The sequence below is a fragment of the Chthoniobacterales bacterium genome, assembly GCA_039930045.1.
Taxonomy (GTDB): Bacteria; Verrucomicrobiota; Verrucomicrobiia; order Chthoniobacterales; family DASVRZ01; genus DASVRZ01.
This window is the reverse complement of record JBDSQB010000017.1, coordinates 187915-210914: the sequence shown is the minus strand read 5'-3', so window position 1 is coordinate 210914 and position 23000 is coordinate 187915. Positions and strand designations below refer to the sequence as shown.

General features: G+C 57.6%; 23 protein-coding genes. 10 read left to right on the top strand and 13 right to left on the bottom strand.

The annotated features are described in order from the left end of the window. Positions 1–155: 155 nt before the first annotated feature. The 8 genes from ABIT76_14140 to ABIT76_14105 all read right to left on the bottom strand — a co-directional run bounded on the left by ABIT76_14140 (position 156) and on the right by ABIT76_14105 (position 8429). Positions 156–980, bottom strand: a complete 825-nt coding sequence (locus ABIT76_14140) for an ABC transporter permease (protein MEO7934290.1) — start codon at positions 978–980, stop codon at positions 156–158. A gap of 14 nt (positions 981–994) precedes the next feature. Then, positions 995–2518 carry a hypothetical protein gene (locus tag ABIT76_14135; GenBank protein MEO7934289.1) on the bottom strand — a complete coding sequence of 508 codons (1524 nt, stop codon included), beginning with the start codon at positions 2516–2518 and terminating at the stop codon, positions 995–997. An 88-nt stretch (positions 2519–2606) separates the two neighbouring features. Continuing rightward, positions 2607–4043 (bottom strand): hypothetical protein, encoded by a 1437-nt coding sequence (locus ABIT76_14130; protein ID MEO7934288.1) that lies wholly within the window; start codon positions 4041–4043, stop codon positions 2607–2609. Between the two features lie 29 nt (positions 4044–4072). Beyond that, on the bottom strand, positions 4073–4792 hold the full coding sequence (locus ABIT76_14125; protein ID MEO7934287.1) for a glycosyltransferase family 2 protein: 720 nt from the start codon (positions 4790–4792) through the stop codon (positions 4073–4075). Positions 4793–4860: 68 nt separating this feature from the next. Then, positions 4861–5544, bottom strand: coding sequence for a class I SAM-dependent methyltransferase (locus ABIT76_14120; protein MEO7934286.1), 684 nt, complete (start codon positions 5542–5544; stop codon positions 4861–4863). Then, positions 5541–6293: a glycosyltransferase family 2 protein gene (locus tag ABIT76_14115; GenBank protein MEO7934285.1), complete on the bottom strand. Its 753-nt coding sequence runs from the start codon at positions 6291–6293 to the stop codon at positions 5541–5543. The genes ABIT76_14120 and ABIT76_14115 overlap by 4 nt, the downstream gene beginning before the upstream one ends. Further along, positions 6290–7357, bottom strand: a complete 1068-nt coding sequence (locus ABIT76_14110; protein MEO7934284.1) for an NAD-dependent epimerase/dehydratase family protein — start codon at positions 7355–7357, stop codon at positions 6290–6292. Before ABIT76_14110 ends, ABIT76_14115 begins: the two co-directional genes overlap by 4 nt. Positions 7358–7376: 19 nt before the next feature. Further along, positions 7377–8429, bottom strand: coding sequence for an NAD-dependent epimerase/dehydratase family protein (locus ABIT76_14105; GenBank protein MEO7934283.1), 1053 nt, complete (start codon positions 8427–8429; stop codon positions 7377–7379). Positions 8430–8490: 61 nt separating this feature from the next. Here ABIT76_14105 and ABIT76_14100 point away from each other — a divergent pair, with 61 nt between their 5' ends. Both ABIT76_14100 and ABIT76_14095 read left to right on the top strand, forming a co-directional pair. Continuing rightward, entirely contained in the window at positions 8491–9894 is a 1404-nt protein-coding gene (locus tag ABIT76_14100) for an MBOAT family O-acyltransferase (protein ID MEO7934282.1), read from the top strand. Between the two features lie 2 nt (positions 9895–9896). Then, complete coding sequence (locus tag ABIT76_14095; protein ID MEO7934281.1) at positions 9897–10841, top strand: hypothetical protein; 945 nt, start codon at positions 9897–9899, stop codon at positions 10839–10841. Between the two features lie 15 nt (positions 10842–10856). Here the strand turns inward: ABIT76_14095 and ABIT76_14090 are convergent, their stop codons facing one another. Further along, on the bottom strand, positions 10857–11549 hold the full coding sequence (locus tag ABIT76_14090; protein MEO7934280.1) for a glycosyltransferase family 2 protein: 693 nt from the start codon (positions 11547–11549) through the stop codon (positions 10857–10859). Between the two features lie 91 nt (positions 11550–11640). Here ABIT76_14090 and ABIT76_14085 point away from each other — a divergent pair, with 91 nt between their 5' ends. The 5 genes from ABIT76_14085 (at position 11641) to ABIT76_14065 (ending at position 15872) form a co-directional block, all read left to right on the top strand. Further along, positions 11641–12324, top strand: coding sequence for a hypothetical protein (locus ABIT76_14085; protein MEO7934279.1), 684 nt, complete (start codon positions 11641–11643; stop codon positions 12322–12324). 4 nt (positions 12325–12328) lie between these two features. Continuing rightward, complete coding sequence (locus tag ABIT76_14080; protein ID MEO7934278.1) at positions 12329–13027, top strand: hypothetical protein; 699 nt, start codon at positions 12329–12331, stop codon at positions 13025–13027. Positions 13028–13103: 76 nt separating this feature from the next. Beyond that, positions 13104–14042, top strand: a complete 939-nt coding sequence (gene msrP, locus ABIT76_14075) for a protein-methionine-sulfoxide reductase catalytic subunit MsrP (protein ID MEO7934277.1) — start codon at positions 13104–13106, stop codon at positions 14040–14042. 12 nt (positions 14043–14054) lie between these two features. Beyond that, positions 14055–14684 (top strand): ferric reductase-like transmembrane domain-containing protein, encoded by a 630-nt coding sequence (locus ABIT76_14070; protein ID MEO7934276.1) that lies wholly within the window; start codon positions 14055–14057, stop codon positions 14682–14684. 69 nt (positions 14685–14753) lie between these two features. Continuing rightward, positions 14754–15872 carry a HAMP domain-containing sensor histidine kinase gene (locus ABIT76_14065; GenBank protein MEO7934275.1) on the top strand — a complete coding sequence of 373 codons (1119 nt, stop codon included), beginning with the start codon at positions 14754–14756 and terminating at the stop codon, positions 15870–15872. Between the two features lie 97 nt (positions 15873–15969). On the opposite strand, the gene gpmI is transcribed toward ABIT76_14065, so the two are convergent. Further along, positions 15970–17505, bottom strand: a complete 1536-nt coding sequence (gpmI, locus tag ABIT76_14060) for a 2,3-bisphosphoglycerate-independent phosphoglycerate mutase (GenBank protein MEO7934274.1) — start codon at positions 17503–17505, stop codon at positions 15970–15972. Positions 17506–17599: 94 nt separating this feature from the next. Here gpmI and ABIT76_14055 point away from each other — a divergent pair, with 94 nt between their 5' ends. From ABIT76_14055 to ABIT76_14045, 3 genes are all read left to right on the top strand, one after another. Then, positions 17600–18931 (top strand): alkaline phosphatase, encoded by a 1332-nt coding sequence (locus ABIT76_14055; protein MEO7934273.1) that lies wholly within the window; start codon positions 17600–17602, stop codon positions 18929–18931. A 63-nt stretch (positions 18932–18994) separates the two neighbouring features. Continuing rightward, on the top strand, positions 18995–19471 hold the full coding sequence (locus ABIT76_14050) for a hypothetical protein (protein MEO7934272.1): 477 nt from the start codon (positions 18995–18997) through the stop codon (positions 19469–19471). Positions 19472–19736: 265 nt separating this feature from the next. After that, positions 19737–20597: an RNA polymerase sigma factor RpoD/SigA gene (locus ABIT76_14045; protein MEO7934271.1), complete on the top strand. Its 861-nt coding sequence runs from the start codon at positions 19737–19739 to the stop codon at positions 20595–20597. Between the two features lie 59 nt (positions 20598–20656). On the opposite strand, the gene ABIT76_14040 is transcribed toward ABIT76_14045, so the two are convergent. Genes ABIT76_14040 through ABIT76_14030 form a run of 3 tightly spaced genes read right to left on the bottom strand, consistent with a single transcriptional unit; the run spans position 20657 to position 22977 of the window. Next, complete coding sequence (locus ABIT76_14040; protein MEO7934270.1) at positions 20657–21343, bottom strand: hypothetical protein; 687 nt, start codon at positions 21341–21343, stop codon at positions 20657–20659. 3 nt (positions 21344–21346) lie between these two features. Next, positions 21347–21700, bottom strand: a complete 354-nt coding sequence (locus ABIT76_14035) for a hypothetical protein (protein MEO7934269.1) — start codon at positions 21698–21700, stop codon at positions 21347–21349. Next, positions 21697–22977, bottom strand: coding sequence for a response regulator (locus tag ABIT76_14030; protein MEO7934268.1), 1281 nt, complete (start codon positions 22975–22977; stop codon positions 21697–21699). The genes ABIT76_14035 and ABIT76_14030 overlap by 4 nt, the downstream gene beginning before the upstream one ends. Between the last annotated feature and the right edge of the window lie 23 nt (positions 22978–23000).

Genomic DNA, 23000 nt, shown 5'->3' with positions numbered 1-23000 from the left:
GGAAGTCGGTTGCCCGTTGGGGGAAGTCGGTTGCCCGTTGGGGGAAGTCGGTTGCCCGTTGGGGGAAGTCGGTTGCCCGTTGGGGGAAGTCGGTTGCCCGTTGGGGGAAGTCGGTTGCCCGTTGGGGGAAGTCGGTTGCCCTGATAGTGGCGTGTTCAGATAACATCGGCAAAAGCACGTTCTGTTTTACGAAAATACCAAATTCCGCTCACTGCCACAGCCAGCACCACTCCCATGGATAACGCAAAACCGGGAAGATAAATGGCTGTTTTGGAGCCAGTTACACAGAAACGGAAGCCTTCAATAACCCCCACCATGGGATTCAACGAATAAAGCAGTCGCCATTTCTCGGGAACGACGATGCTGCTGAATCCCACTGGTGAGACATACAGTCCGAACTGCACAATGAAGGGGATGACGTAACGAAAATCGCGGTATTCCACATTGAGTGCGGCCAGCCAAATGCCCGCACCAAACGCAGCTATGAAAGCAATGAATGTGAACACCGGCAGCAGCAGAATGTGCCAGGTGGGTGTGAATTGGTAGTAGATCATCATCACTGCCAGAATGGCGCAGGAGATGAGGAAATCGACAAAGGCCACGATGACGGAGCTTGTGGGCACAATCAGGCGAGGAAAGTAAATCTTGGAAACAAGATTGGCGTTGCCGATCAGGCTGTTACTGGCCTCTGAAAGGGCAGAGGCGAAGAATTGCCAAGGCAGCATGGCGGAGAAAACGAGCAGGGGATAAGGCACTCCGTTGGAAGGCATTTTGGCCAGTTTGCTGAAAACAAACACGAATACAACGGTGGTGAGCACTGGGCGAAGAATCGCCCAGAGGAGGCCGATAACAGTCTGTTTGTAGCGGACCAAAATATCGCGCCAGGCCAGAAAGGCGAGCAACTCACGAAAACGCCAGAGATCTCCCCAGTAATGGCGTTCCGCGCGGCCTGCTACGATGTGTATGGTATTGCTTCGCATGCGATTTCGTTTAACTAAGCAATCTTTAGATTTTCGCGATATTGGATTAGAGAATTTTTAAGCATGCTAAAAAGGCCGCTTGTGAATAACAGATCCGGGAAGGCACTTTCATAGCCACCAAAAATAAAGATAAAAAATAGCGGCAAGTATATCATGGGCATAATGAGAAAAAGAGTGGCAGGGAAATAAGGAGTGCCCCGTGCCAGCCGGATCAATTTGGGCGCTTGAAAACTGAGGTGGAAATTCCATGCCAAAAACAAGATCAAGCCAACGACGCCTGCATAGCGGATAGTGGAGAGAGGACCGCTGTGGAACGTGCCATTAATCATAAACGCCTCCTGAACCGCTCCGCCTATGAAGCCAGTGCCGCCAAAATCCGCTTCAACCATGATATTTAATTCATAGGCTGTGAACCCAAAGCCATCGCCCCAGACCTTGTCGTTAATGTATTTCTTCTCATTCAACACCATCTTCCACATGTCGATGCGCCATTGAGACGAGTCGTCTGCATCTGCCTTGGCCTGCTCATTCCACGGAATGAGGGGAATAAAACTCAATGCCCGTTGAGCCTGTAGCGGCAACCCAACGAATAATTGAAAAACCAATAGTAATACCAGGCCGGAAATTCCAACGAAAATGCTATTAAACAGGTCGCGAGTCCCACCTTGAAAATAGGCTGCAAAAAGAAAGAAAAATCCCGAGGCTATGATGGAGCTTCGGAATCCCGAATAGAGCATTCCAAGGCCGCCGAGAAAAAATAGTATTGTCCTAAAGGGATGGGTGGGTACCAATAACGAGAGCGGGCGAAAATAAGAGCATAATATCTGTAAGATAGTCGAGCCAGGCCCTACGAGTTCGCCATAACGCTTTACAGTGGGATCAGCTGCACTTTTATACCCCTCTGCCTCCATATACCCCTGCACATTGATTCCAGAATATAAAGGAGCAATGATCGCAACGAGGGGCGGGAACAACCTTACAATTAGATTGAGCACCGTTACCATCAACGAACCCGCCAAGAGGAAAAAAGGAAAGATTCTGGCTTGCCGGGGAGAGATCGTGACGCTGCGCAAAACCAAGAAAGTGATCAGCGCGATTAATATGTCAAAATAGGGGCGCCCGCCCACCATGACTGAGCCAAATGCGCTAGTCCCAACCGGGTGCCTAATAAACATGGACGCGACGTAGGTCACATTGATCGCGACTAAAACCTCCAACCATCCTGTCTGTGACTTAAGACGCACCATTTTCAGCGCAAACAAAACTCCAAACATTCCGGTGACGAGAAGCACACTCAAATCGCGGACGCTGAAGGGCAGGGGAAGGAGGCTGATTTTCCCCGTCAGCCCCCAGCAAAGGGGGATAAGCAGCCAAATGCGGGTTTTAAGCCAAAGGCAGACACAAATGACTGCGATACCGCCAAAAATCATGGCCAGCATCCTTGTGTTGGATTCACCCACAAGTCGGCCTAGGAACAAAGCCAAAAGCAGGCCGCCAGCAGTGATCAAAAAAGGAAAAATCCGGAAATTAGAATTCACAAGATAAATGCAACGTCGGAACGACAGGGTGGCGAGATTTATTCCACGTCTTCATTCATCGCGCTACTCGTTTAGTCGCAAGTATGAGTTAGCGAGCGTCCTCCCATATCGTGAACGACTGCAAAGTAGCGGTTTGTTTCAGCGGCACATCATGCAAGTAGCGCAGGAGATCACCATGTGAATCGTAAACATCGGGCTTGGATAAAAGGATCAGATTTGGAAGGGGGGATTTCGCGAAATCCTCGAAACGGCTTTGTCGCACATCCACAGCAGACCCGGCTCCCGTGAATGGGATTTGGTAATATTTTGCTGCGGCAAGATCGGCCGCCCACCAGACAATTTTATTTTGTGCAAGAGCTGACTTCGCCAGTTTCGCCGCCCCCCGGTAGTTGTCTTTTCCATGGCGCGGACTCAGGCGAAGGCACAGCGAGGATGTTAGCATCAGGAGAAGGAGCAACGTGCCTAACCCTATCGCAGACCGGGGGTTTTTACGATGCCAGACGGCCAGGCAGCTTGCCCAAGCCAGAAGAATAACCGGGAGAACGGGTGTGAAATGCCGCCCCAAAACACGAAAATCTTTAAAGACTCCAATCATTAGAATCAATAAAACTGGTGGCAACAAATAGGTCGCCCAGACGACGACCATCTTTGAACCTAACTCTCGGACAGTGGCCACAAGCATCACGCAGCTGGCGAGGCCGTATAAGGCAAGTTCAGGCAGATAGGGACGCAAGGCACCCGCGCCATTTTGCCGCAATTCGATGCGAGAGGGGCCCACGCCAGAAAACCCTAAAAGCTCATAGCTCACATAGAGAAGGTTGCTCCATCCGGTGCCGCCGGTTCCATTGGTGGCCCTCGCGCCAATGCACAACGTCCAGAGGTAATAAATGCCGGTCGCCGAAAAAACAGCCAGCGCGGGCACGATGCGCAGCCAAGTTTTTGGCTGGCGGGTTGATCGTTCAGACAGAAGCAGAAATGTCAGCACGATCAGGCCAGTTCCCGAAAACAGAAAAGCTAGCAAACTGGTAATCCCCATCAAAACGGCCCCGCAGCTGCCCCACAAAAACCAATTTTTAATGGAGCGCTCCGGGTTTTGAGCCTCGAAAATTCCGATGGCCAGCAGAGTCGCCCCTGCCATTTGCATCGCATAGGGACGGGCTTCATCCAGATAGTACCAAACAAAGGGATGCAGCAGAAAAAGTAGGCTGCCGACCCAAAAGAAGCCGGATTTTTTTCCAAAAAACCGGATTGTCACCCCTTGTGCCAGCAGCCACCAGGGCAGATTGGCCAGACGCAGCGCGTACTCGCTGTGACCGAAGATTTTTTCCCAACCCCAGAGCCAGAGCATGTATCCGGGCATTTGCAGGTCGGAGCCGCCATCTGAAACCAGCGTCCGAAAAAATGAGGCGAGATCGGGTTGCATCGCCTTCAAGGCACTATGAGCCTCATCGATCCAGAGGCTTTGCTGGCTGATGATGAAAAATCCTGCTGCCAGGCTAACGCAAAAAAGAATGCGCTCCTTCACAGGCCCCCACGTCATCTGGCCACTGCCCGTCATGGTTCGCGCCGGAGACGCTTCAAATCCCCCAGCATCTCCCATCCGAGGCTGATAATATTCAGATAATTGATACTGTTGGAGCCGCCCTGCCTTGGACGGAATTTGATGGGGATAAATTTCCAGCGCACCTCCTTCTGGCGAAATAAGCGGAGGGTGAGCGCGATATTTTGCAGGTTAAAATCTGCGGGTATTCCCGCGATGGCTTTTTCCATCACCTCCCGGCGCATGAGACGGTATGGAACGTTTGGATCTTTCAAGTCTTTCAACGTAGCAAAACCCGTGGCCCAGCGGCAGCAGATCTGAATGAGCTTCCGACCCATGCCATCGCCGCGTTCCGAGCGAAACCCAAAAACGCAGTCATGCCCGTCCTTCTGCGCCCAAAATTCGGAAAAGTAGGATGGGTCGCATTGTCCATCGGAGTCGATCTGGAAAATCCAGCGGGCTCCTTCCCGAAGCGCCATTTCGTATCCGTGACGGCAACTGCGCCCGTGGCCTGAATTCGCCTTGTGGATGGCGCGGATCGCGGGGATTTTTGCGGAAAGCTGGTCAATCACAGCCGCTGTGCCATCGCGTGAACCATCGTTGATCGCCAGAATCTGAAAACTGGCACCCGTTGAAGCCAAGGCAGTGTTCCATTCCAATGCGACCTTCTGGATATTGGCTTCCTCATTATAGATAGGAATCACCACGATAATGTCTGGGCCGGGCTGGGTCATGAAAAAGGGGGAGAGCCAATAGAGAGGCTTGCCGTGAGGATGCCAAGCAATTTGCAGCAGAATCCGTGTTACGTTTTCGTCGCAGCCGGCTTGCGGGCCACGACGAGAAACTGGCGGCCAAACCACTTCCAGAGAAATGGCAGTTTCAGGAAGAGTGCCACAAAGGCGAGCGGGGGCTGCCAGCCGCGCGCCATGGTGTAGGGGAGGAAACGCGGGATCGATTTCTCGATGGCCATCGTGCGGTTGGTGAGGGCTTCCTCAAGGGAAAGTTCAGTGAGGGCCAGATGGTGATCCCAGAAATCCCAATACGTGCCGGGGAGATATTTGATATTGGGGCCCAGCGCAATCAGGCGTCCGCCTTCTTTGAGACAGCGGCACGCTTCATCGAGAGTGCGTCCGAGGGCGGATTTATCCGGCAGATGCTCGAAGAAATTGCTCGTGAAGACGACATCCAGCGAATGGTCCGGCAACGGCCAGCGGGTCGAGCAATCCTGCTCCAGAAAGGTCACCTCTGGCGACAGTCTCTGGCGTGTGTCCGGGTTCAAGTCCATGCCGTAACGCTGGGCGGCCTGGACTTGATTGATAAATTCTCCGTAGCCACAGCCGAGATCGAGGACCACGGCGTCGGGACGAAGATATTCGGCAAAAAAGCCGGAGATCAAAGTCTGCCAGATGGCTTTGCGGTAGGCCAGGCTGGCCTCGAAACGCTGCTGGTAAATTTTGCTGAGATCGGTCGGTGAATTGGCGCTCATGGTTTTTTGTAGTCGCCGCGGCTGAAGTATTTTTCCAGCCAGACGTAGAGACAGATGAAGAGGTAGCGGCTGCCCATTTCGCGGATTTTGAGTTTGGCCACGCCGTGTCGGCGGTTGCGCCAGGTAATGGGCATCGTGGTATAGCTGTAGCCGCGGATGATGGCTTTCAAGGGGAGTTCCACCGTGATGTTGAAGTGCGGCGAAAGGATCGGGCGCACGCCGTCGATGACGGTTTTACGGTAGGCTTTGAAGGCGTTGGTGGTGTCGTTCAGGCCGTGCCGGAAAAGGATGCGGATAAAGGCGTTGGCCATCCGGTTCATGAAAAGTTTGATCCGGGGATAATCGATGACGCCGCCGCCCTTGGTGAAGCGGCTGCCGAAGACGCAGTCGTAGCCTTCGTTGAGTTTCTCCCAGTAACGCACCACGTCGCGGGCATCGTCGGATTCATCGGCCATCATGATGACCACCGCGTCGCCGCGCATGGCATCGAGTCCGAAGGTGATGGCGCGTCCGAAGCCGTGCAATCCGTCATTTTGCATGGGACGCAGCTCGGGCATTTGCGCGGCTTCGGTTTGTAGAATCTCCCAAGTTCGATCGGAACTCCCATCATCGACGACGATGATTTCATGGGGAACGCCGCGGAGTTTCAGTTCCAAATGCAGGTGGTGAACGGTGGAGGCGACGCAGCCTTCCTCGTCGCGCGCGGGGATGACGATGGAGAGGAGTTGCAGTGGAATCGGGGTGTTCATGGGGAGGAAAGTTGCATCCAGCCGGGGTGTTGCTCGGCGTGCGCGGCGATTTCCTCGAGGATGTCTTGAATCGGAGTCGCAGGCTGCCATTGCCAATGCTCGCGGGCGGCGGAGGAATCCAGCACCATCCAGCCGATGTCGTAGGGACGCGGAGTGTGGTCGGAGGCGATGGCGTGTTCGCCGAAACGCTGGCGGCACCAGTCGCTGAGTTGTGCGAGGGAGATGGAACTCGCCTCACCGCCGCTGAGGTTAAGTGTGCGCGGACGAGTCCGGTCCAGGCCGGCGGTGAATTGCTGCGTGAGCACAGGCAGGAGATCCCGCGGATGCAGGCAATCGCGCACCTGATGTCCGTGGCCGCCGAAGCCGATGTATTTCAATGGCAGCTGGCGCAGCCAGGAATTTAGCCAAAAACTGAAGATTCCCTGATCGGCGCGTCCGAATTGTCCGGGGCCGGCGAGGACGCCGCAGCGGTTGATCCAGACGGGGAAGGAAAAGGCCTCGCCGTATTCGAGCGCCAGCGCCTCGGAAGCGAGCTTGGTGCTGCCGTAGAGCGAGACCGGAGCGGCAGTGGAAAATGTTTCCGAAATGCCTCGGACGGAGGCGCCAGGCGGAAGCGATTGGGTGTCATCGAGGGCGAGGGCGTTGTTTCTGGCAACGAGTGGGAGATTTGCCAACGGCGGAATGGAATAGACCCGGCTCGTGCTCAAGAGAGTAAAAGTCGCCTGGTGGCGCTTGCAGTATTCGAGGAGATTGATGGTTCCGAAAAGGTTGTGCTCCATGACTTGGCGGCTGCTGCTGCCATCGACGCCGGCGAGCACACTGGGATTGGCGGCGGCGTCGATCACCCAATCGGCCTGGGGCAGGGCGTCGATATCGGTGCTGTTGCGGATGTCGGCGTGGAAAACGGAGATGCCCGCGAGCCGCAGACGCTGGCGATTGGTCTCGCTGCCGGGGCGGATGAAATTATCGCAGCCGAAGACCTCGATGCCTTCGACAGATTCGCGGAGGGCGAGGGCCAGGGTGCTTCCGACGAAGCCGCAAATACCGGTGATGAAAACGCGCATGGGGAGATAACAATGGAACTCAGCTCATCCGCTTTTTCCAAGCCTCGACGATTTGGCCGATGGTTTCCTCGACTGAGATTGTGATGTCCCACGACGGATAATGGGAGCGCATTTTGCGGAGGTCGCTGTAGTAAACGATGTGATCGCCGATGCGGTTTTCGTCGAGGTAAGTCGAGTGTTGCTCCAGTCCGGTGAAGCTCGTGGTGATCTGAAACGCCTCCAGGATCGAGACCGAGTTGGCCTTGCCGCCGCCGAGATTGTAAACCTCCGCGCTCCGGGGATTTTCCACAAAGGCGTGCATGAAACGGCTGACGTCGAGCGAATGAATGTTGTCGCGCACCTGCTTTCCCTTATAGCCGAAAATCTTGTATTCGCGACCCTCCAGATTGCAGCGCACGAGGTAGCTCAGAAAGCCATGCAACTCGACTCCGGTGTGATTTGGCCCGGTGAGACAGCCGCCGCGCAGACAGCAGGTCGGCATTCCAAAATAACGGCCGTATTCCTGCACCATCACATCGGCCGCGACCTTCGACGCTCCAAAGAGCGAATGCTTCGACTGGTCGATGCTGAAAGTTTCCGCGATGCCACCCGCGTATTCCGGATCGGCGAAATCCCAGCGCGTGTCTTTTTCGACGAGTTGGATTCGATTCGGGGCGTCGCCATAGACTTTGTTGGTGGACATGTGAACGAACGGCGCTTCCTGCGCAAACTGCCGGGCGGCTTCCAATAGATTCAAAGTCCCGACGGCGTTTGTGTCGAAGTCGTCGAAGGGAATCGCTGCCGCCCTGTCGTGCGAAGGCTGCGCCGCCGTGTGAATGATGACATCGGGCCGGAGAGTTTTCACTAAGTCCAGCACGCCCGCGCGATCGCGAATATCGAGTTCGTGATGCGCAAAGTCGGGCAGATCTCTTAGCAGCCGCTCCTGATTCCAGCGCGTATCGCCTTGGGCGCCGAAAAAAACAGCGCGCTGATTGTTGTCCACGCCATGGATGGCGAAGCCCATTTTGGAGAAATAAGAACAGACTTCGGAGCCGATAAGGCCGGAGGAACCCGTGACGAGGAGACGCTGCATCCCTTACAAAAAAACCAAAAGAAACTTTTCTGCGAGGGAAAACGCTCCAAGCTTCAAGCGAATGAATTTTGTCAGTGTCGAATTTTGGCTTCTGCTCCTGCTCTGCCTGGGCTCGATCCTATCCTTCCGCGCCGTGTTGGCGGCCCGGGGATTTTCTCATCTGGCGCAGTTTGACCGGGCCAGTCTGCTAGGAACGAGCCTGCTCCTTTTCTATTTCGCGGACCGGCTCTCTTTTGCGATTCACGTCGCTGAGTTGGGTTTCAGCTTCATCGTGCTGCAGGCCGCGCTACGATCCGGCAAACGCCGTCGGCTGGTTCTGGAAATCCTATTTATCACTGTGAATCTGCTGCCGCTGGTCTGGTTCAAATACGGCGATTTCCTGCTCAACCGAGTGCTGCATCTGGGGTGGAATGCACCGAGAAATTACATCCCGGCGGGTATCTCCTTTTACACTTTTCAATTGATCGCGCTCGGCGTGGACACCTTGCGCCGGAATGAAAAACTGCCGCGGCTGCTCAACTTCTTTAATTTCGTCACTTTTTTCCCGCAGATCGTGGCAGGGCCGATCGAACGGCGTGCCTCGCTGCTGCCGCAGATCACCGGTTTTCGCTGGAGAGTCTCGGTGGCTACCCTGCTAGACGGCTGCCCCTGGCTGGTCCTCGGTTTATTCTACAAGCTCGTGCTGGCGGACAATCTCAGTCCGTTTATTTTGCGCGGGGTGAGTGATAATCCGTGGACAGTCTGGCTGACTTCGATCCTGTTCGGGCTGCGAATTTATTTCGACTTTGCCGGTTACAGCTTTATTGCACTAGGCGTGGCGAGAATCCTCGGTGTGCGGCTGACAATGAATTTCCTTGCGCCGTATTCGGCCTGCAGCATCCGAGAATTTTGGCAGCGCTGGCACATCACGCTGAGCACCTGGTTTCGCGATTACGTCTATTTTCCGCTCGGCGGCAACCGGCGCGGAGTCTGGGAGTTCAATATTTTCGCCGTCTTCCTTATATCCGGCATGTGGCACGGCGCGGGTTTTAATTTCCTGCTTTGGGGCGCGGCTCATGGAGCGTTGCTGGTGATGCACGGATGGTTTTCCAAGGTCGGATATGCGATGCCGCGTGTGATCGGCTGGCTGCTCACATCGGTGGCAGTGACCTTTTCCTGGCTGTTCTTTTACGAGTCTGATCTTTCTCTTCTGGAAAAAAAAATCCGCCTGCTGCTGACGCCGTCCGCCTATTCAACGGGCAGCTTGCGCGAGGTCCGGCACGCCTATGCCATCACGGATTGGGCTCCGCTGATCGTGATCTGCTCCCTCTGCTTTTTCGTTCTGCTGATCGAAATGCTAGGGCGCAGGAAGGCGGAAAATCCCTACGCCGCGTTGCTCTCGTGGCCTGCATGTTTGGGGCTTGCGGCTGTCGTCGCCATCGGCGCCGCGAGCGGCGAGGGGCAATTTATTTACTTCGCCTTTTAGCCATGAAACGCCTGTTGCTTCTTCTTCTTGTGGTCCTGCTGGCGTGGTGTGCAGGCGCGGCATTCAACCTCCGGGTGAGCCCTGACACGCGCTGGCTGCTCGATCTGGTCCAAATCAAGGCGGATGCTTTGAAAAAAAGTCAGAACGCTCCCCAGCGGATATTGGTCGTGGGCGGCTCCAGTGTCCTCTTTGGAGTCGATGCCGTCCTCCTTCAAAAAGAGACGGGCCGAAGCAGCATCAACCTCGGGCTGGCGGCCAATCTCGGTGCCTTGTTCATGCTGGGCTACGCAGAGGATTCGGCAAAATCCGGCGACTTGGTCGTCCTCTCGATCGAGCCCGATTTGTTTGATTCGGCACCCGCCGCCACCCGCGATGCGGCCAATTTCACTGCTTCGCTGGGCAAGCGCCAGTGGATGTTCGGCGGCGATCCGGGTTACATCACTATGTCACCAGCGGAAACCCTCGGCTCCTGGTTCAGCGTCACCACCCCCGGTTTGCGGCGGATCGTTAATTACACCGCGCGACGCGGAATGCATCTCCCGTTGTTTCGCTATCGAGGCAAGCGGGTCGATGAGTTTGGCTATGCTGTGGAAAAAGTGACGTTTGAGCATCCGTTAGCCAGCGGCCAGCCTGTGGTCGCGATGCATCCAGGCTGGAAACCAATCTTGCGACAATTCCGCGAACGTATGCAGGCCAAAGGTGTGGAAGTCGTCTATCGGCTGCCGTGGTGCGAAGTCGCGCCGGAACACTTGGCGGAGGTTCGCCAGCAACTGGCCACCTTCCAGGCGAACATTTCAGAAGTGCTGCCGGTTTTGGCCGAGCCTGATTTCGGCCTCAAAACCGACCGGGCCTTGTTCTCCGATTTCATGCTTCATCTCTCCACGCGCGGCGGTAAGGAAAACACCCAATCGCTGGCGTATCTCATCCCGCCTCTTCACAAAAAATGAGTTGCGGAGGACTTTCTACCGGATGCCGTATTTCAGGATGCAGCGGATGGCGCTGAGGCCGTCTTTCCAGCCGATCTTTTTGCCTTCGGCGTAAGTGCGGCCGTGGTAGGAAACGGCGACTTCGTAGATGCGAACGTTCATTTTCGCGACTTTGGCGGTGATCTCCGGCTCGAAGCCAAAACGATTCTCTTCGATGGTGATGCGCTGGATGATTTCCCGGCGGAACACTTTGTAGCAGGTCTCCATGTCGGAGATGTTCAGGTTCGTGAACATATTGCTCAAAGTCGTGAGAAATTGGTTCCCCACCGAGTGCCAGTAGTAGAGCACGCGATGCTCTTCGGAGCCGAGAAACCGCGATCCAAAGACCACATCGGCGCGTCCTCGCAAGATCGGGCCGAGCAGTTTCGCGTATTCGCCCGGATCGTATTCTAAGTCGGCGTCCTGGATTAAAACGTAGGGCTGCGTGGCATTCTCAAAGCCAGTGCGCAAGGCTGCACCTTTGCCGGCATTCGTCTTGTGCTGATAGGCCTTGATCCGGGAGTCCTGCGTCGCCAGTTTTTCCAACACACCCCAAGTCCCGTCGCGCGAGGCGTCGTCCACGATGATCAGCTCGCCGACCATCGTTTGCGCGAGCACGGCGGCCACCACTTCGGCGAGAGTCTTTTCCTCGTTGTAGGCGGGCATCACGACAGACAGGCACGGATTCATGCGGGAAATTTCTACACGCTCGTTCACAACTGCGGCAAGTGGGAATGTCCGCGCTTGATTTGGCACGTCGGCTGCTCATACTTAAGACCCGATGATACAAGCTAATTGTCGGTCGCGGTTCACGGCGGAAGATTTCAGTTACATCGTCCGCACACTCTCCCAATCAGCGGAAAGCGAGGTCTCCCTCGTCGAGTTGCTCACCGATCAGGAGGCGCGGGATTGCATCCTCGATCACGATCGATTGCGCGACGCCGTCCTCAGTGGAATGGGCCATCTGACCATTTCGCCCCAGCTCTACTTCTACATTTTGACCAGAGCTGTCCTAAAAGACACAGCACTCGGTGACCGCGCCCTGGCCGACTACGTCGCGTCGCTGCTCACGGCGTTCTCCAACTCCAGCCAAATGGAATCTCCCACCGGCGGTGGAGTTACATACTTATCGGACCTTATGCTCGCCCTGCGCCGGGCCAACGATCACCAGACCTTCCAGATTCGTGCGCACGTCGGCAATTACTCGCTCTTCATCTCCGGCATCCTCCACGAGAATGTTCGCCGCCGTTGCGAGCGAGGCGCGCCGGATGTCAGTTTCTACGAGGAAATGGGCAGCGCCAGCTACAAAGTCGCCGCCGAGCACAGCGTTGCACGCCGTTGCGATCTGACTCCGATCTACCGAAACCTCGCCGAGCGTTTTCACGATGTCCGGCTCGCGCTCAACCGCTTGGCCGACCAATTCATCAATCTGGGCGACGACACCCATCTGCCTCTGATTTCCTAAAACCATGAGCACGCTCTTCAGCGAGATTCAGCGCCTCTTCGAGCGCACCTACGCCAGCGTCGGGATCAACCTCGAAGATTGCCTCATCGACACGCGCCGCTGCCAGCAACTCACCCGCCTCGCCGGAGCCAGTGCCGTGGAACTCAGCGAACTCGCCCGCACCTTCCTCCGCACCGCCGGCGACCAGCTTCACATCGGCATCTACTACTCCGGCTGGCTCATCGGGCAACTCGAAAAAAACGACCCGCGCGCTGGCATTAACAACGCCAACATCCAATCCCTCATCGCCTTCGTGGAAGAAATCAACCACGCTCTGCACGCCGCGCTCCAGTTCAAAAACGGCCAGCGCGTCATCACCGACGAAAGCTTCATCCGCAACCTCGAACTTCAGGCCCAGGTCGATACCTATCTCGTCCTTTTGATGTTCGTCGCCTTCTTCCGCAAAACCCAGCGCACCTCGCAGATGGACCGCCGCTGGCTGCGCTTTCATTTGTTTCAAAGCCAAACACCCCACGCCTACGCCGATCCGAATCTGCGCGGACGCTACCTCGAAACCGGCGAACTCGCCGAGACCTACACCCGCCACCTCGACACGCTGAACGGCGTCCGCCGCATCGAAGAAATCCGCCGTTTTCACAGCCTCACCTACGGCGAAAAGCAGACCCACATCCTCGCCCTCATGGACCGCCCGACACAGGATTGATCCGCAGTGGCCTGAAACTCGTATAACTCGGGAATATCTCGGGCGTTTGTCGCTCAACTCCAGTAATCATCCAACTATGAATCCATCACGCTCTTGGGAATTGCCTGACTCCGCCGTCACCTCGCACTCGGATTTTTTGCGACGGCGCGAATTCCTCGTCCGCGTCGGCATGGGACTCGCTGGCACCGCCCTCTTCCCATCGTTCGCCGACGCGGCTTCCCTCAATTCTTCCTACAAACTCGACGGCACCGCCCTCACCAAGGAATCCGACGTCACGAGTTACAATAATTTCTACGAATGGGGTCTCTCCAAGGAAGAGCCCGCCACACTCGCCAACCAAGGCTGGAAAACCCGCCCGTGGAGCGTCGCCATCGGTGGCCTTTGCGACAAGCCCGCCACCTTTGCCATCGACGATCTCCTCGCCGCCCTCGGCACCGTCGAGCAGCGCAACTACCGCCACCGCTGCGTCGAGGCCTGGTCCATGGTCATTCCTTGGGATGGCTACCCGCTCGCCCGGCTCGTCGATCTGGCCGCGCCCAAGCCCGAGGCGAAATACATCCAGTTTACCTCCTTCCTCGACCCCGAGCATTGCCCCGGCCAGCGCAATGGCAGCTTCCACTGGCCCTATACCGAGGGGCTCACCATTGCCGAGGCCCGGCACGAACTCGCCTTCCTCGCCACCGGCCTCTATGGTAAAAAACTGCCCAACCAAAACGGCGCGCCGATTCGCCTCGTCGTCCCGTGGAAATACGGATTCAAAGGCGCGAAATCCATCGTCAAAATCGACTTCGTGGACAAGCAACCCGACACCCTCTGGAACACCATGGCTCCCTCCGAATACGGCTTCTACGCCAACGTCAATCCCGAGGTCGATCATCCGCGCTGGAGCCAGGCCAGCGAACGCGTCATCGGCGGCGGTTTTTTCTCCAGCAAGAAACCCACGCTCAAGTTCAACGGCTATGAAAAGGAAGTCGCCGCGCTCTACACCGGGCTCGACCTCAAGAAAAACTTCTAACTCCGCCGCTGGATGCTCCTCCTCTCGCGCCTCATTGGCCACAAACTCACCGCGCTCGTCATCCTGCTCGGGCTCGGCATCGGACTCCTCATCGTCCCGCTCCTCACCGGCCATCTCGGAGCCAATCCCCTCGAAAAACTCCTCCACCAGTCGGGTCAGATCGCCATCTGGCTCCTCGTCGCCGTCCTCGCCCTCACCCCGTTGCGCGTCCTCTTTTCGAAATCGCCCCTCGTCGCGGCTCTCAACCGCCACCGCCGCTGGATCGGCGTCGCGGCCTGCATCTACGGCGTGCTCCATTTCGCCTGCCATGTGCTCTATGAGGGCGACCCCGCTGCCATCTTGAAAAGCTTCTCCAAGCCCTTCATTTGGTTCGGACTCGCCGGGCTCACCCTCCTCATCGTCCTCGCGCTCACAAGCAACAACTGGTCCATGCGCAAACTCGGCGGACGCACTTGGAAACGCCTCCACCGCCTCGCCTACGTGGCCGCCGCACTCCTCCTCTGGCACCAAACCATCGCCGGCAAGGGCCACTGGCACGACTCGCGCTGGCTCATTTTTCCGCTGATTGCACTGGAACTCGCCCGCGTCCTGAAGCCCCGCCTCTTCCCCAAATCGCCCGCGTCCAGCCCGCAAAAAGTTTAGTCCCGAAGAGCGCCGCGATGGGGATTTGCTCACTGGCCAACGAGCCCAGTCGCGTGCACAGTCTGGCCCATGCCTTCCCAAGAACATTACACCGTCGAGGACCTGGCCGAAGTTTTTGCCAAGAGTCATGAAGAGATCATTGCCGAATGGCGCTTGCAGGCTGGCAAGCTCCTCAGCGATCTGAATCTCGACAAACCCACGCTCACCGATCACATGCCCGACATCGTGGCGGAGATCACGCGCGCCCTCACACTGGTCCGCGAGGGCGACGTGTCCGCCCAACCCACCAACGGCAGTTCACCCGTCCACGGCGTCCAGCGTTTGTATGATGGCCTGGACGTGGGTGAAGTCGTTGCGGAGTACAATATCCTGCGCATCGCCTTCATCACCATTGCGGAACGACACGGCCTCTGCGTCGTCGGCGAGGCCGCCCGCATCATCCACCGCCAGATCGATGAAGCCGTGCGGCTCGCCGTCATGGGCTACGTGGCGCAGCAGGCGCACATCCGCAAAGAGCAGGAAGACGAGCACCTCGCCTTCATCGCGCACGACCTGCGCACCCCGCTCAACGCCGCCTCGCTCCTCGTGGACGAGTTGAAACTAAGCCTCCCCGCAGAGACCCTCGCCGACACCAGCGACCTCTTTGAGATCCTCTGCCGCAACCTCCAGCGCGTCGAAGACCTCGTGAAACGCGTGCTCGAAACCAACGTGCAACCCTCCGGCACCGGCACGGTTTTTCAACCCGACTGCCGCACCTTCGAGCTCTGGCCCCTTGTGCAACGCCTCATCATCGACCTCCGATCCATCGCGTCCAACCACGCCATCGACGTCATCAACGAGATCCCGCGCGCCCTCACCATCTTTGCCGACGCCGGGCTCCTCTCCCAAGTCTTCCAAAACCTCCTCGGCAACGCCTTCAAATACGCCGCCCAAGGCCGGGTCATCGTCAGCGCGAGCGCCGAAGCGGGCGCCGTCACCTGCGTCGTCCACGACAACGGCGCCGGAGTCCCCTTGGAAATGCTCTCCCGAGTTTTCGACAAAATGTCCACCGACCCCGAGAAGGAAGGCACCGGACTCGGCCTCGCCATCGTGAAACAAATCGTGGAAGCGCACGGCGGCACCGTCGCCGCCGAAAGCACCCAAGGCGCAGGCGCCACCTTCACCATCCCCGCCCCACCAGCGAGCTGACACTTCCATTTTCATCCTGCCAGCACCCGTCTGGTCCAGCGGAACCCCTCTTTCATTCCCACAAATGCCATTCCTATGGCCGGTTAATGACTAAATCCTAATGATTAATGACCAAGCTGTGGCCGGTCATTTCCTTGGGCTGGGCGACTCCAAGGAGCGCTAGCAACGTGGGGGAGACGTCGGCGAGGATGCCGGGTTCCATTTTGATCTGACTTGAATCGGCTCCGACGTAGATGAAATGCACGAGGTTGGTGGTGTGCGCGGTGTTCGGGCTGCCGTCGGGGTTGCGCATGAGTTCGCAGTTGCCGTGGTCGGCGGTGATGAGCAGTTTGCCGCCGAGCGCGAGCACTTTTTCCACGACGCGCCGGACGCAGTCGTCGATTTTTTCCACGGCTTTGATGCCCGCTTCGACGACGCCGGTGTGGCCGACCATGTCGGGGTTGGCGAAATTCAGGATGACGAGGTCGTAGCGGTCGATGACGGCGAGGAGTTCGGTGGTGACTTGTTCGGCGTTCATCTCGGGCTGGAGGTCATAGGTGGCGACTTTCGGCGAGGGGACGATCATGCGGTCTTCGCCGGGGTAGGCGATCTCCACGCCGCCATTAAAGAAGTAGGTGACGTGCGGGTATTTCTCGGTTTCGGCGATGCGGAGTTGCTTTAGCCCGGCGTCGGAGACGACTTTGCCGAGGATGTTGTCGAGGGTCTGCGGCTGGAAGAGGACGGGGACGTTATATTTTTTGTCGTATTGCGTGAGGCTGACGAAGTGGACCTTGGGAAAGACTTCACGCTCGAAGCTGAGGAAGTCGGGCACGAGGAGGGCGTCGGAAAGCTGGCGCGCGCGGTCGGCCCGGAAGTTAAACCACAGGACGACGTCGCCGTCGCGGATGCGAGTTTCATTTGGATGGGAGAAGATGGTGGGCGGGAGAAATTCGTCGCCGCGCGGTTCGCTGGCGTAGAGGAAGCGGACGGCCTCGGAGGGCTGCTTTTCGGAGAAGGTGCCGCGGCCGAGAACGATGGCGTCCCAGGCGAGTTTGTTGCGGTCCCAGCGTTTGTCGCGGTCCATGGCGAAGTAGCGTCCGATGACGGTGGCGATCTGTGCGCCGGTGCCGGCGATGCCCGCTTCGACGGTCTCGAGATAACCCGCGCCGCCGGTGGGCGAGGTGTCGCGTCCGTCGGTGATGGCGTGGATCATGATGTCGGTGACGCCGTTGGCGGCGGCGATCTTCGTGAGGGCGATGAGGTGGTCCTGGTGGCTGTGGACGCCGCCATCGGAGACGAGGCCGATTAGGTGGAGTCGGGTGGTTTTGGCCTGGCCGAGCGCGGTGAGGAGGACGGGGTTTTTGGCGAGTTCACCCTGCTGAATGGCGAGGTTGATGCGGGTGAAGTCCTGATAAACGATGCGCCCGGCACCGAGATTGAGGTGGCCGACTTCGGAGTTGCCCATCTGGCCCGGCGGCAGGCCGACGTCGAGTCCGCTCGCGCTCAAAGTCGAGCCGGGATAGGTGGCGTAAAGTTGGTCGTGAAACGGGGTGTGTGCGAGGAGGGTGGCGTTGCCATCTTCGGCAGCATGTTCTTTTCCACGGGGATTAATGCCCCAGCCGTCGCGAATAATGAGGACCACAGGTTTTGCCATGGGGGGAGTTTCCTCATTCGGGCGCGTCGGGCAAACTTAAAAATCGTCTGTTTACAGGGATGATGGAGTGGTGAACCATCCGACTTCCATTTGTATGAAGACCCGGAACCTGCTCATCGCCCTCACTTGCATCGCGCTCTTCATTCTGGCCGGCGTGCTCTATTTCAAGTCGTGGGTGGTGCAAAAACCCTTCGCGATCATCCTCATTACCGGCGACGGGCTGAATACGTCGTCGCTCGCGGCGGCCCGCATTTACGAGGGCGGCGCGGACAAAAATCTCGCGCTGGAGTCGCTGCCGCACCTGGGTTTGCTAAAGCTGACTTCCAATGAATTCGCGGTGCCCGACGCTGCCGCCGCCGCCTCGTCGCTGGCGACCGGTCGCCGGGTGAACCAGAACGGACTTTCAGTCGATTCAGACGGCAAAAAGATCGCCACTCTCCTGGAACTCGCCGCGCGCGCCGGACGCAAAACGGGCGTCGTCACGAATGCGTCGGTGGTCGATCCCGCCGTCGCGGCCTATTTTTCCCATCAGACCGACGGGCAAAATCGCACGGGAGTTGCATCCGAATTGCCCGACTTGGAGAACGTCGATCTGCTCCTCGGCGGCGGTGAGAAATATTTTCTCCCCGTGGATAAAGGCGGCGTGCGCACCGATGGCCAGGACCTCATTTTGGCCCTGCGCCAGAAGAACTGGACCGTGGCCCGCACCAAGGCCGAGCTGACTGCGATTCAGTCGTGGCTCGCGCCGCGCACGCTCGGGATTTTTAATCGTGGGGAACTTTCCAACAGCCGCGCCATGGCCACCGAGGAGCCGTCGCTGGAGGAACTCGTGAAATCCGCCATCTCGCTCCTGCAATACAATACGAAAGGTTATTTCCTCGTGATCGACGCCGGGTTGATCGAAAAAGCCGCGCGCGGCAACGACGGTGAAAACTTTCTCGCGGAAACCATCGCCCTCGACAACGCGGTCGCCGTGGCCCGGCGTTATGCGGGCGACAGTGCGCTCATCGTGGTCGCCGGCAAGCAGGCTCCGGGCGGTTTTCGGATGAATGGCTATCCGTTTCGGCAGGACCAAGGCGCCGCCGTCCTCGGCGTGAACGCTCACGGGATTCCGAGTCTCACCTGGAGCACCGGGCCGCACGCGCTGCCTCCCGCGCCTGCCGCGAAGCCGACGCCGAAACGCGAGGGTGAGGTGTTGCCGTCGCTGATTGTCCCCGAGCCGCCGTTGCCGGAACATCCGACGCCGGAGCCGACGCCGCCCCAGCTCCCGCCGAGCGCCGCCGTGGAGCCGTCCACGGTTTTCACGCCCGAATCGCTCAATGTGGTGGATGATCCGCTTATTTTCAGCAGCGGCACGGGCTCGGAGAAATTAACGGGTTATCTGGACGCGAAGGACGTGTTCACGGTCGTGCAAACGCAGCTCTGAGGAAGTGGAGCGTTTTTTGCGGTGACATTTTGGGTGGGCTTCCCTACGCTGCCTCCACCCCGCATGAGCAAACCCAAGAGCCCCACTCTGGCCCAGAAGAAGAAACGTCTGGTGCAACTTCGCGACGCGCAACGCCGCCGCCGGGAGCGTCTGCGGGCGGGGAAACAGTTTTTCGTGCAAATCATTTTGCCGGAGAAAACGCTCCAGCAACTCACCCGGATGATCGAGGAATCTGGCGAAACGATGCAGCAAATCATCGCCCGGCTAGTGCAATCCACGCTGCCAGTCGAGTCAGATTCGACTCTGGCCCAAGCCGCCGAGCCGATTGCCATGGAAGTCGTCCCGGAGCCCGAGGAAGAAATCGTGGACTTCCCCGAGGTGGAAGAGATCGAGGAAATGATTCCCGAGCCAGCCTTGGCGGCGGCGAGTGTGGAGGCGGAAGATTTTTCCACCGAGGAAGAACTGGAGGAAACTCCGCTGCCGGAGATTCAAGAGCCGCTCAGCCCCACGAAAGCGGGGCAATTGGATCTCTTTGGTTGAACATTTTCCGAGCAGGAATCGAAGCGCGGCGAGCCGTCGCACGGCTGGAAGAGAGACGGGAACCCTTAAAAACGCACGTATTTTTCGCTTCCGCAACAATTTTTGAACGAAAAGGCTTGGCGTGCGTCGAATCTTTTTGATAGTTAACATCCTTAACTAATTTGGAGATCGCACAAATAGCCAACGAAAACACCAAACCAAACGTATAACATGGTGAGAGGTAATCCCATTACTCTCTGAATTGAGCTAAACGCGAAACAAGAATATGGCTGCTGAAGATACAGATTCCGGAATTAAGATCTACCTGCGCGAGATCGGGCAAATCGCCCTTTTGACCCCAGATCAGGAGATCGAACTGGCCGCAAAAATCAAGAAAGGCGACAAAGAAGCCCGCTCTTTGATGATTCGCTCGAACCTCCGTCTCGTGGTCAAGATCGCCCACGATTACGCCAACTTGGGCCTGCCCCTGCTCGACCTCATTTCTGAAGGCAACATCGGTCTGATGAAGGCCGTGGAGCGTTTTGACCCAGCGAAAGGAGGCAAATTGAGCACCTACGCCGCGTGGTGGATCAAGCAGTCCATCAAACGCGCCCTGGCCAACCAGAGCAAAACGATCCGACTTCCAGTTCACTTAGTGGACAAGATTTCCAAAATGCGCCGCGTCTCGCTGCAAATGAGCGAAGAACTGGGCCGCGAACCGACCGATGACGAGCTGGCCGAGGAAATCGGCATCGCTAGCGGCAAGGTTTCGCAACTCAAGACCGTGTCGATTCGTCCAGCGTCGCTCGACGCGCCGATCAGCGACGACGATTCCACCGAATTTGGTGAGATCGTGGGCGATGAGGACGCGCAGACGCCGTTTGAATTGCTCCGCGACAAGGATTTGCGCGACGAGGTAGGCGACCTCCTCGATGTGCTCGACGAGCGCGAGAAGAAAATCATCTTTTCCCGTTTCGGCCTCGACGGGGGCAAACCCAAGACGCTGGAGGAAGTCGGCAAGAAATTTGGCGTCACCCGCGAGCGCATCCGGCAGTTGCAAAACATCGCGCTCTCGAAACTGCGCCGCGCGCTGGGCAAGAAAGAAAAGCCCATCGAAGCGTTACAGGAAATGGGCGTCGAATACTAAGTCCGGCCCCGAAATCACATTCAAGTCACAGGCGAATCGCGAGATTCGCCTGTCTTGTTTTACGGCTGAAGCCGGAAGGCGAGCAGGTAATCTTTTGCTGTATCCGACCGGCTCAGCGACACCGCCGCGCCCAGCAGACGGACGAGTTCCATCGCTATCTGGAATTCAGCCGAGGCCGTTTTCGGAGATTCCAACGGATTTCTGCCCTTAAAATGCACCAGCAAACCGCGGTCCGGTCCCTCGCCATAGAGCGAGCGCAACGCGTGCTGGTATTGACGCGGCGGCAGCAGACCAATGGAAATCTCCACCGATCCGAGTTCGGTTTGCATGTCGGTGATCAGCTCGGAGATGATCATCGGAAGCCAGGCCAGATTGAGTAAGACGCGTGCATCGCCGTCGGCTTTCGACTGTGCATTCCAGCCCTGGCCATCGCCGACAGCCCCGATGATGGCCTCGACGGCTTCCTGCAAACTGACGCTTTCCACCTCGACGGGGTGCATTTTGCGAATGGCATTGAATTCGGCGCAAGTGGCGGACAAACGATGAATCGAGCCGAAGAGCTTTTGCAGAAACTCCGCGACCTCGGGCGAACCCGTGGCCGGCAGGAATAATTCCGAGTTCGAGAGGACGGCCATCTGATTGTTCAGATCGTGGAGCTGGCTGGTAAAATACGCCCCGAGCAGCTCGAGCGAACTCAAACCCGGCTCTTTTTCGCTCTGCCAAGATTCTGGGGGCCGGGAGATCATGGGCTAAAAAACCGTCCGCTCTAGGGCCGTGCGGAAGACGCGCTCGATGCGGTCGCCGAGTTCGTCATTGCTGTTTTTGTCCACGATCACGCCCAAAGTCGTCCCTTTGGCGCTGATCATGCAGAGCACTTTTACGCGCTCAAAATTCCAGCTCATGCGCGGCGAACCCAGCTTGTGCAAATGCGCGACTTGGATCGTGTCGGCGAGGGCGCGCCAGATGGTTTCATCGATCGCCTGATCCGCCGGACTCTTGAAATCGGCGAAAATAACCATGCGATTGTGCAGGCAAATGCCCGCGCGCAGCACGCCCGGCAGCATCTCGATTCGGCGTTGGAGTTCGATGAAAGTCTCTCTCATGCCAGCGTGTTGGCTTGGGTAAATTCCGGTAAAACCTGCACCGCGTTGGCGACGGACGCGCGCAGATCGGCCGGGGGAACGCCCGCGCGGCGGACGAATCCAAACGCACCGATGCCGGTGGGAAACTCAACCGTGGCCGTGTAATCCCGGCCCTGAATGGCGAGATATTCGAGCTTGCCCCATTCAGGACGTCCCCCGAGCTGGCGCATTTTGTTGCTGAACAACTCTAGCAAATCGATCCGGCGTTGCGCGTTCATGCAGCCGACGTTTTTCAGAAGTTCGCCATCGGGCGAGCAAATCACGAGTTCGTCTAGACGCAGAATCGCGGGTGCGGTGGCGGGTTTTTGCGCCAGCCGTATCGGACTGAAAGCAATCGGCACGGTCTCGCGTTTTCGCTCGGGTTTGAGTGCGGTCGCGGTCGATTCTTCCTCCATTCGACTGTAACTCGGCACGGACGGCAGGCTGCCGTTTTCCAGAGGCGAGCGCACGAGCTTGATCAGCGGACTGGAGATGCGCTGGGTTTTTGGAATTGGAATGTGGCCGACGTGGGCCGGGGGTGCGCTGTCCTCCTGATCGAGTGCGCCACTCTCGTCGAGCAAACGGGCGGATTCCATCAGGAGATATTCCCAGGAATTCGAGATCGTGCATTTCGGCGGATCGGAATACGGCTGGGTGTGAAACTCGCCACCCCGGAGGGTCATCACGTGGTAAAAAGCGTCGTAGCCGTCCACGTTGCCGGAGGTGGCATGAATGACGGAACCCTCGCGAATGTAGATTTCTGCGATGCCGTCCTGCGATTTCACCTGAAGAATGAGCGAATTGCCGCCCGTGCAGAGCATTTGCAGCATGTCGGCCAGACTCGCCTGCTGAATGACGCCGCTGAAACCGCGTGTCTGCGGAAATTCCAAGAGCTGGACGAGCGCCGCATAGACGCTTTTCATTTCATCCGTGTTGCGTGGTTTCTCAAGAAAGAGAGCCGCGCCATGCGCTAGACAGGCCGTGCGGTAATCCTCTTCGGCATAGCCGGTGAGGATGGCTTTTTGCACATTCGGGTGCTTGCGATTGAGCAACCGAAGAAATTGCAGGCCGTCCACGACCGGCATCCGGATGTCGATCACGACCACCGTGACCGGCATTTCCTGGAGAATCATGATCGCGTCGCCCACGCTGTGCGCCGTCTGGATCACCAGCGGCGTGCCCGCGCTCCACGTCTTGAAAACGCGCTGGACCGATTCCAGAAAGGCGAGGTCGTCATCGACGAAAAGTAAGGTGCTCATTTAAATTCGGAGTAAATCTGCGC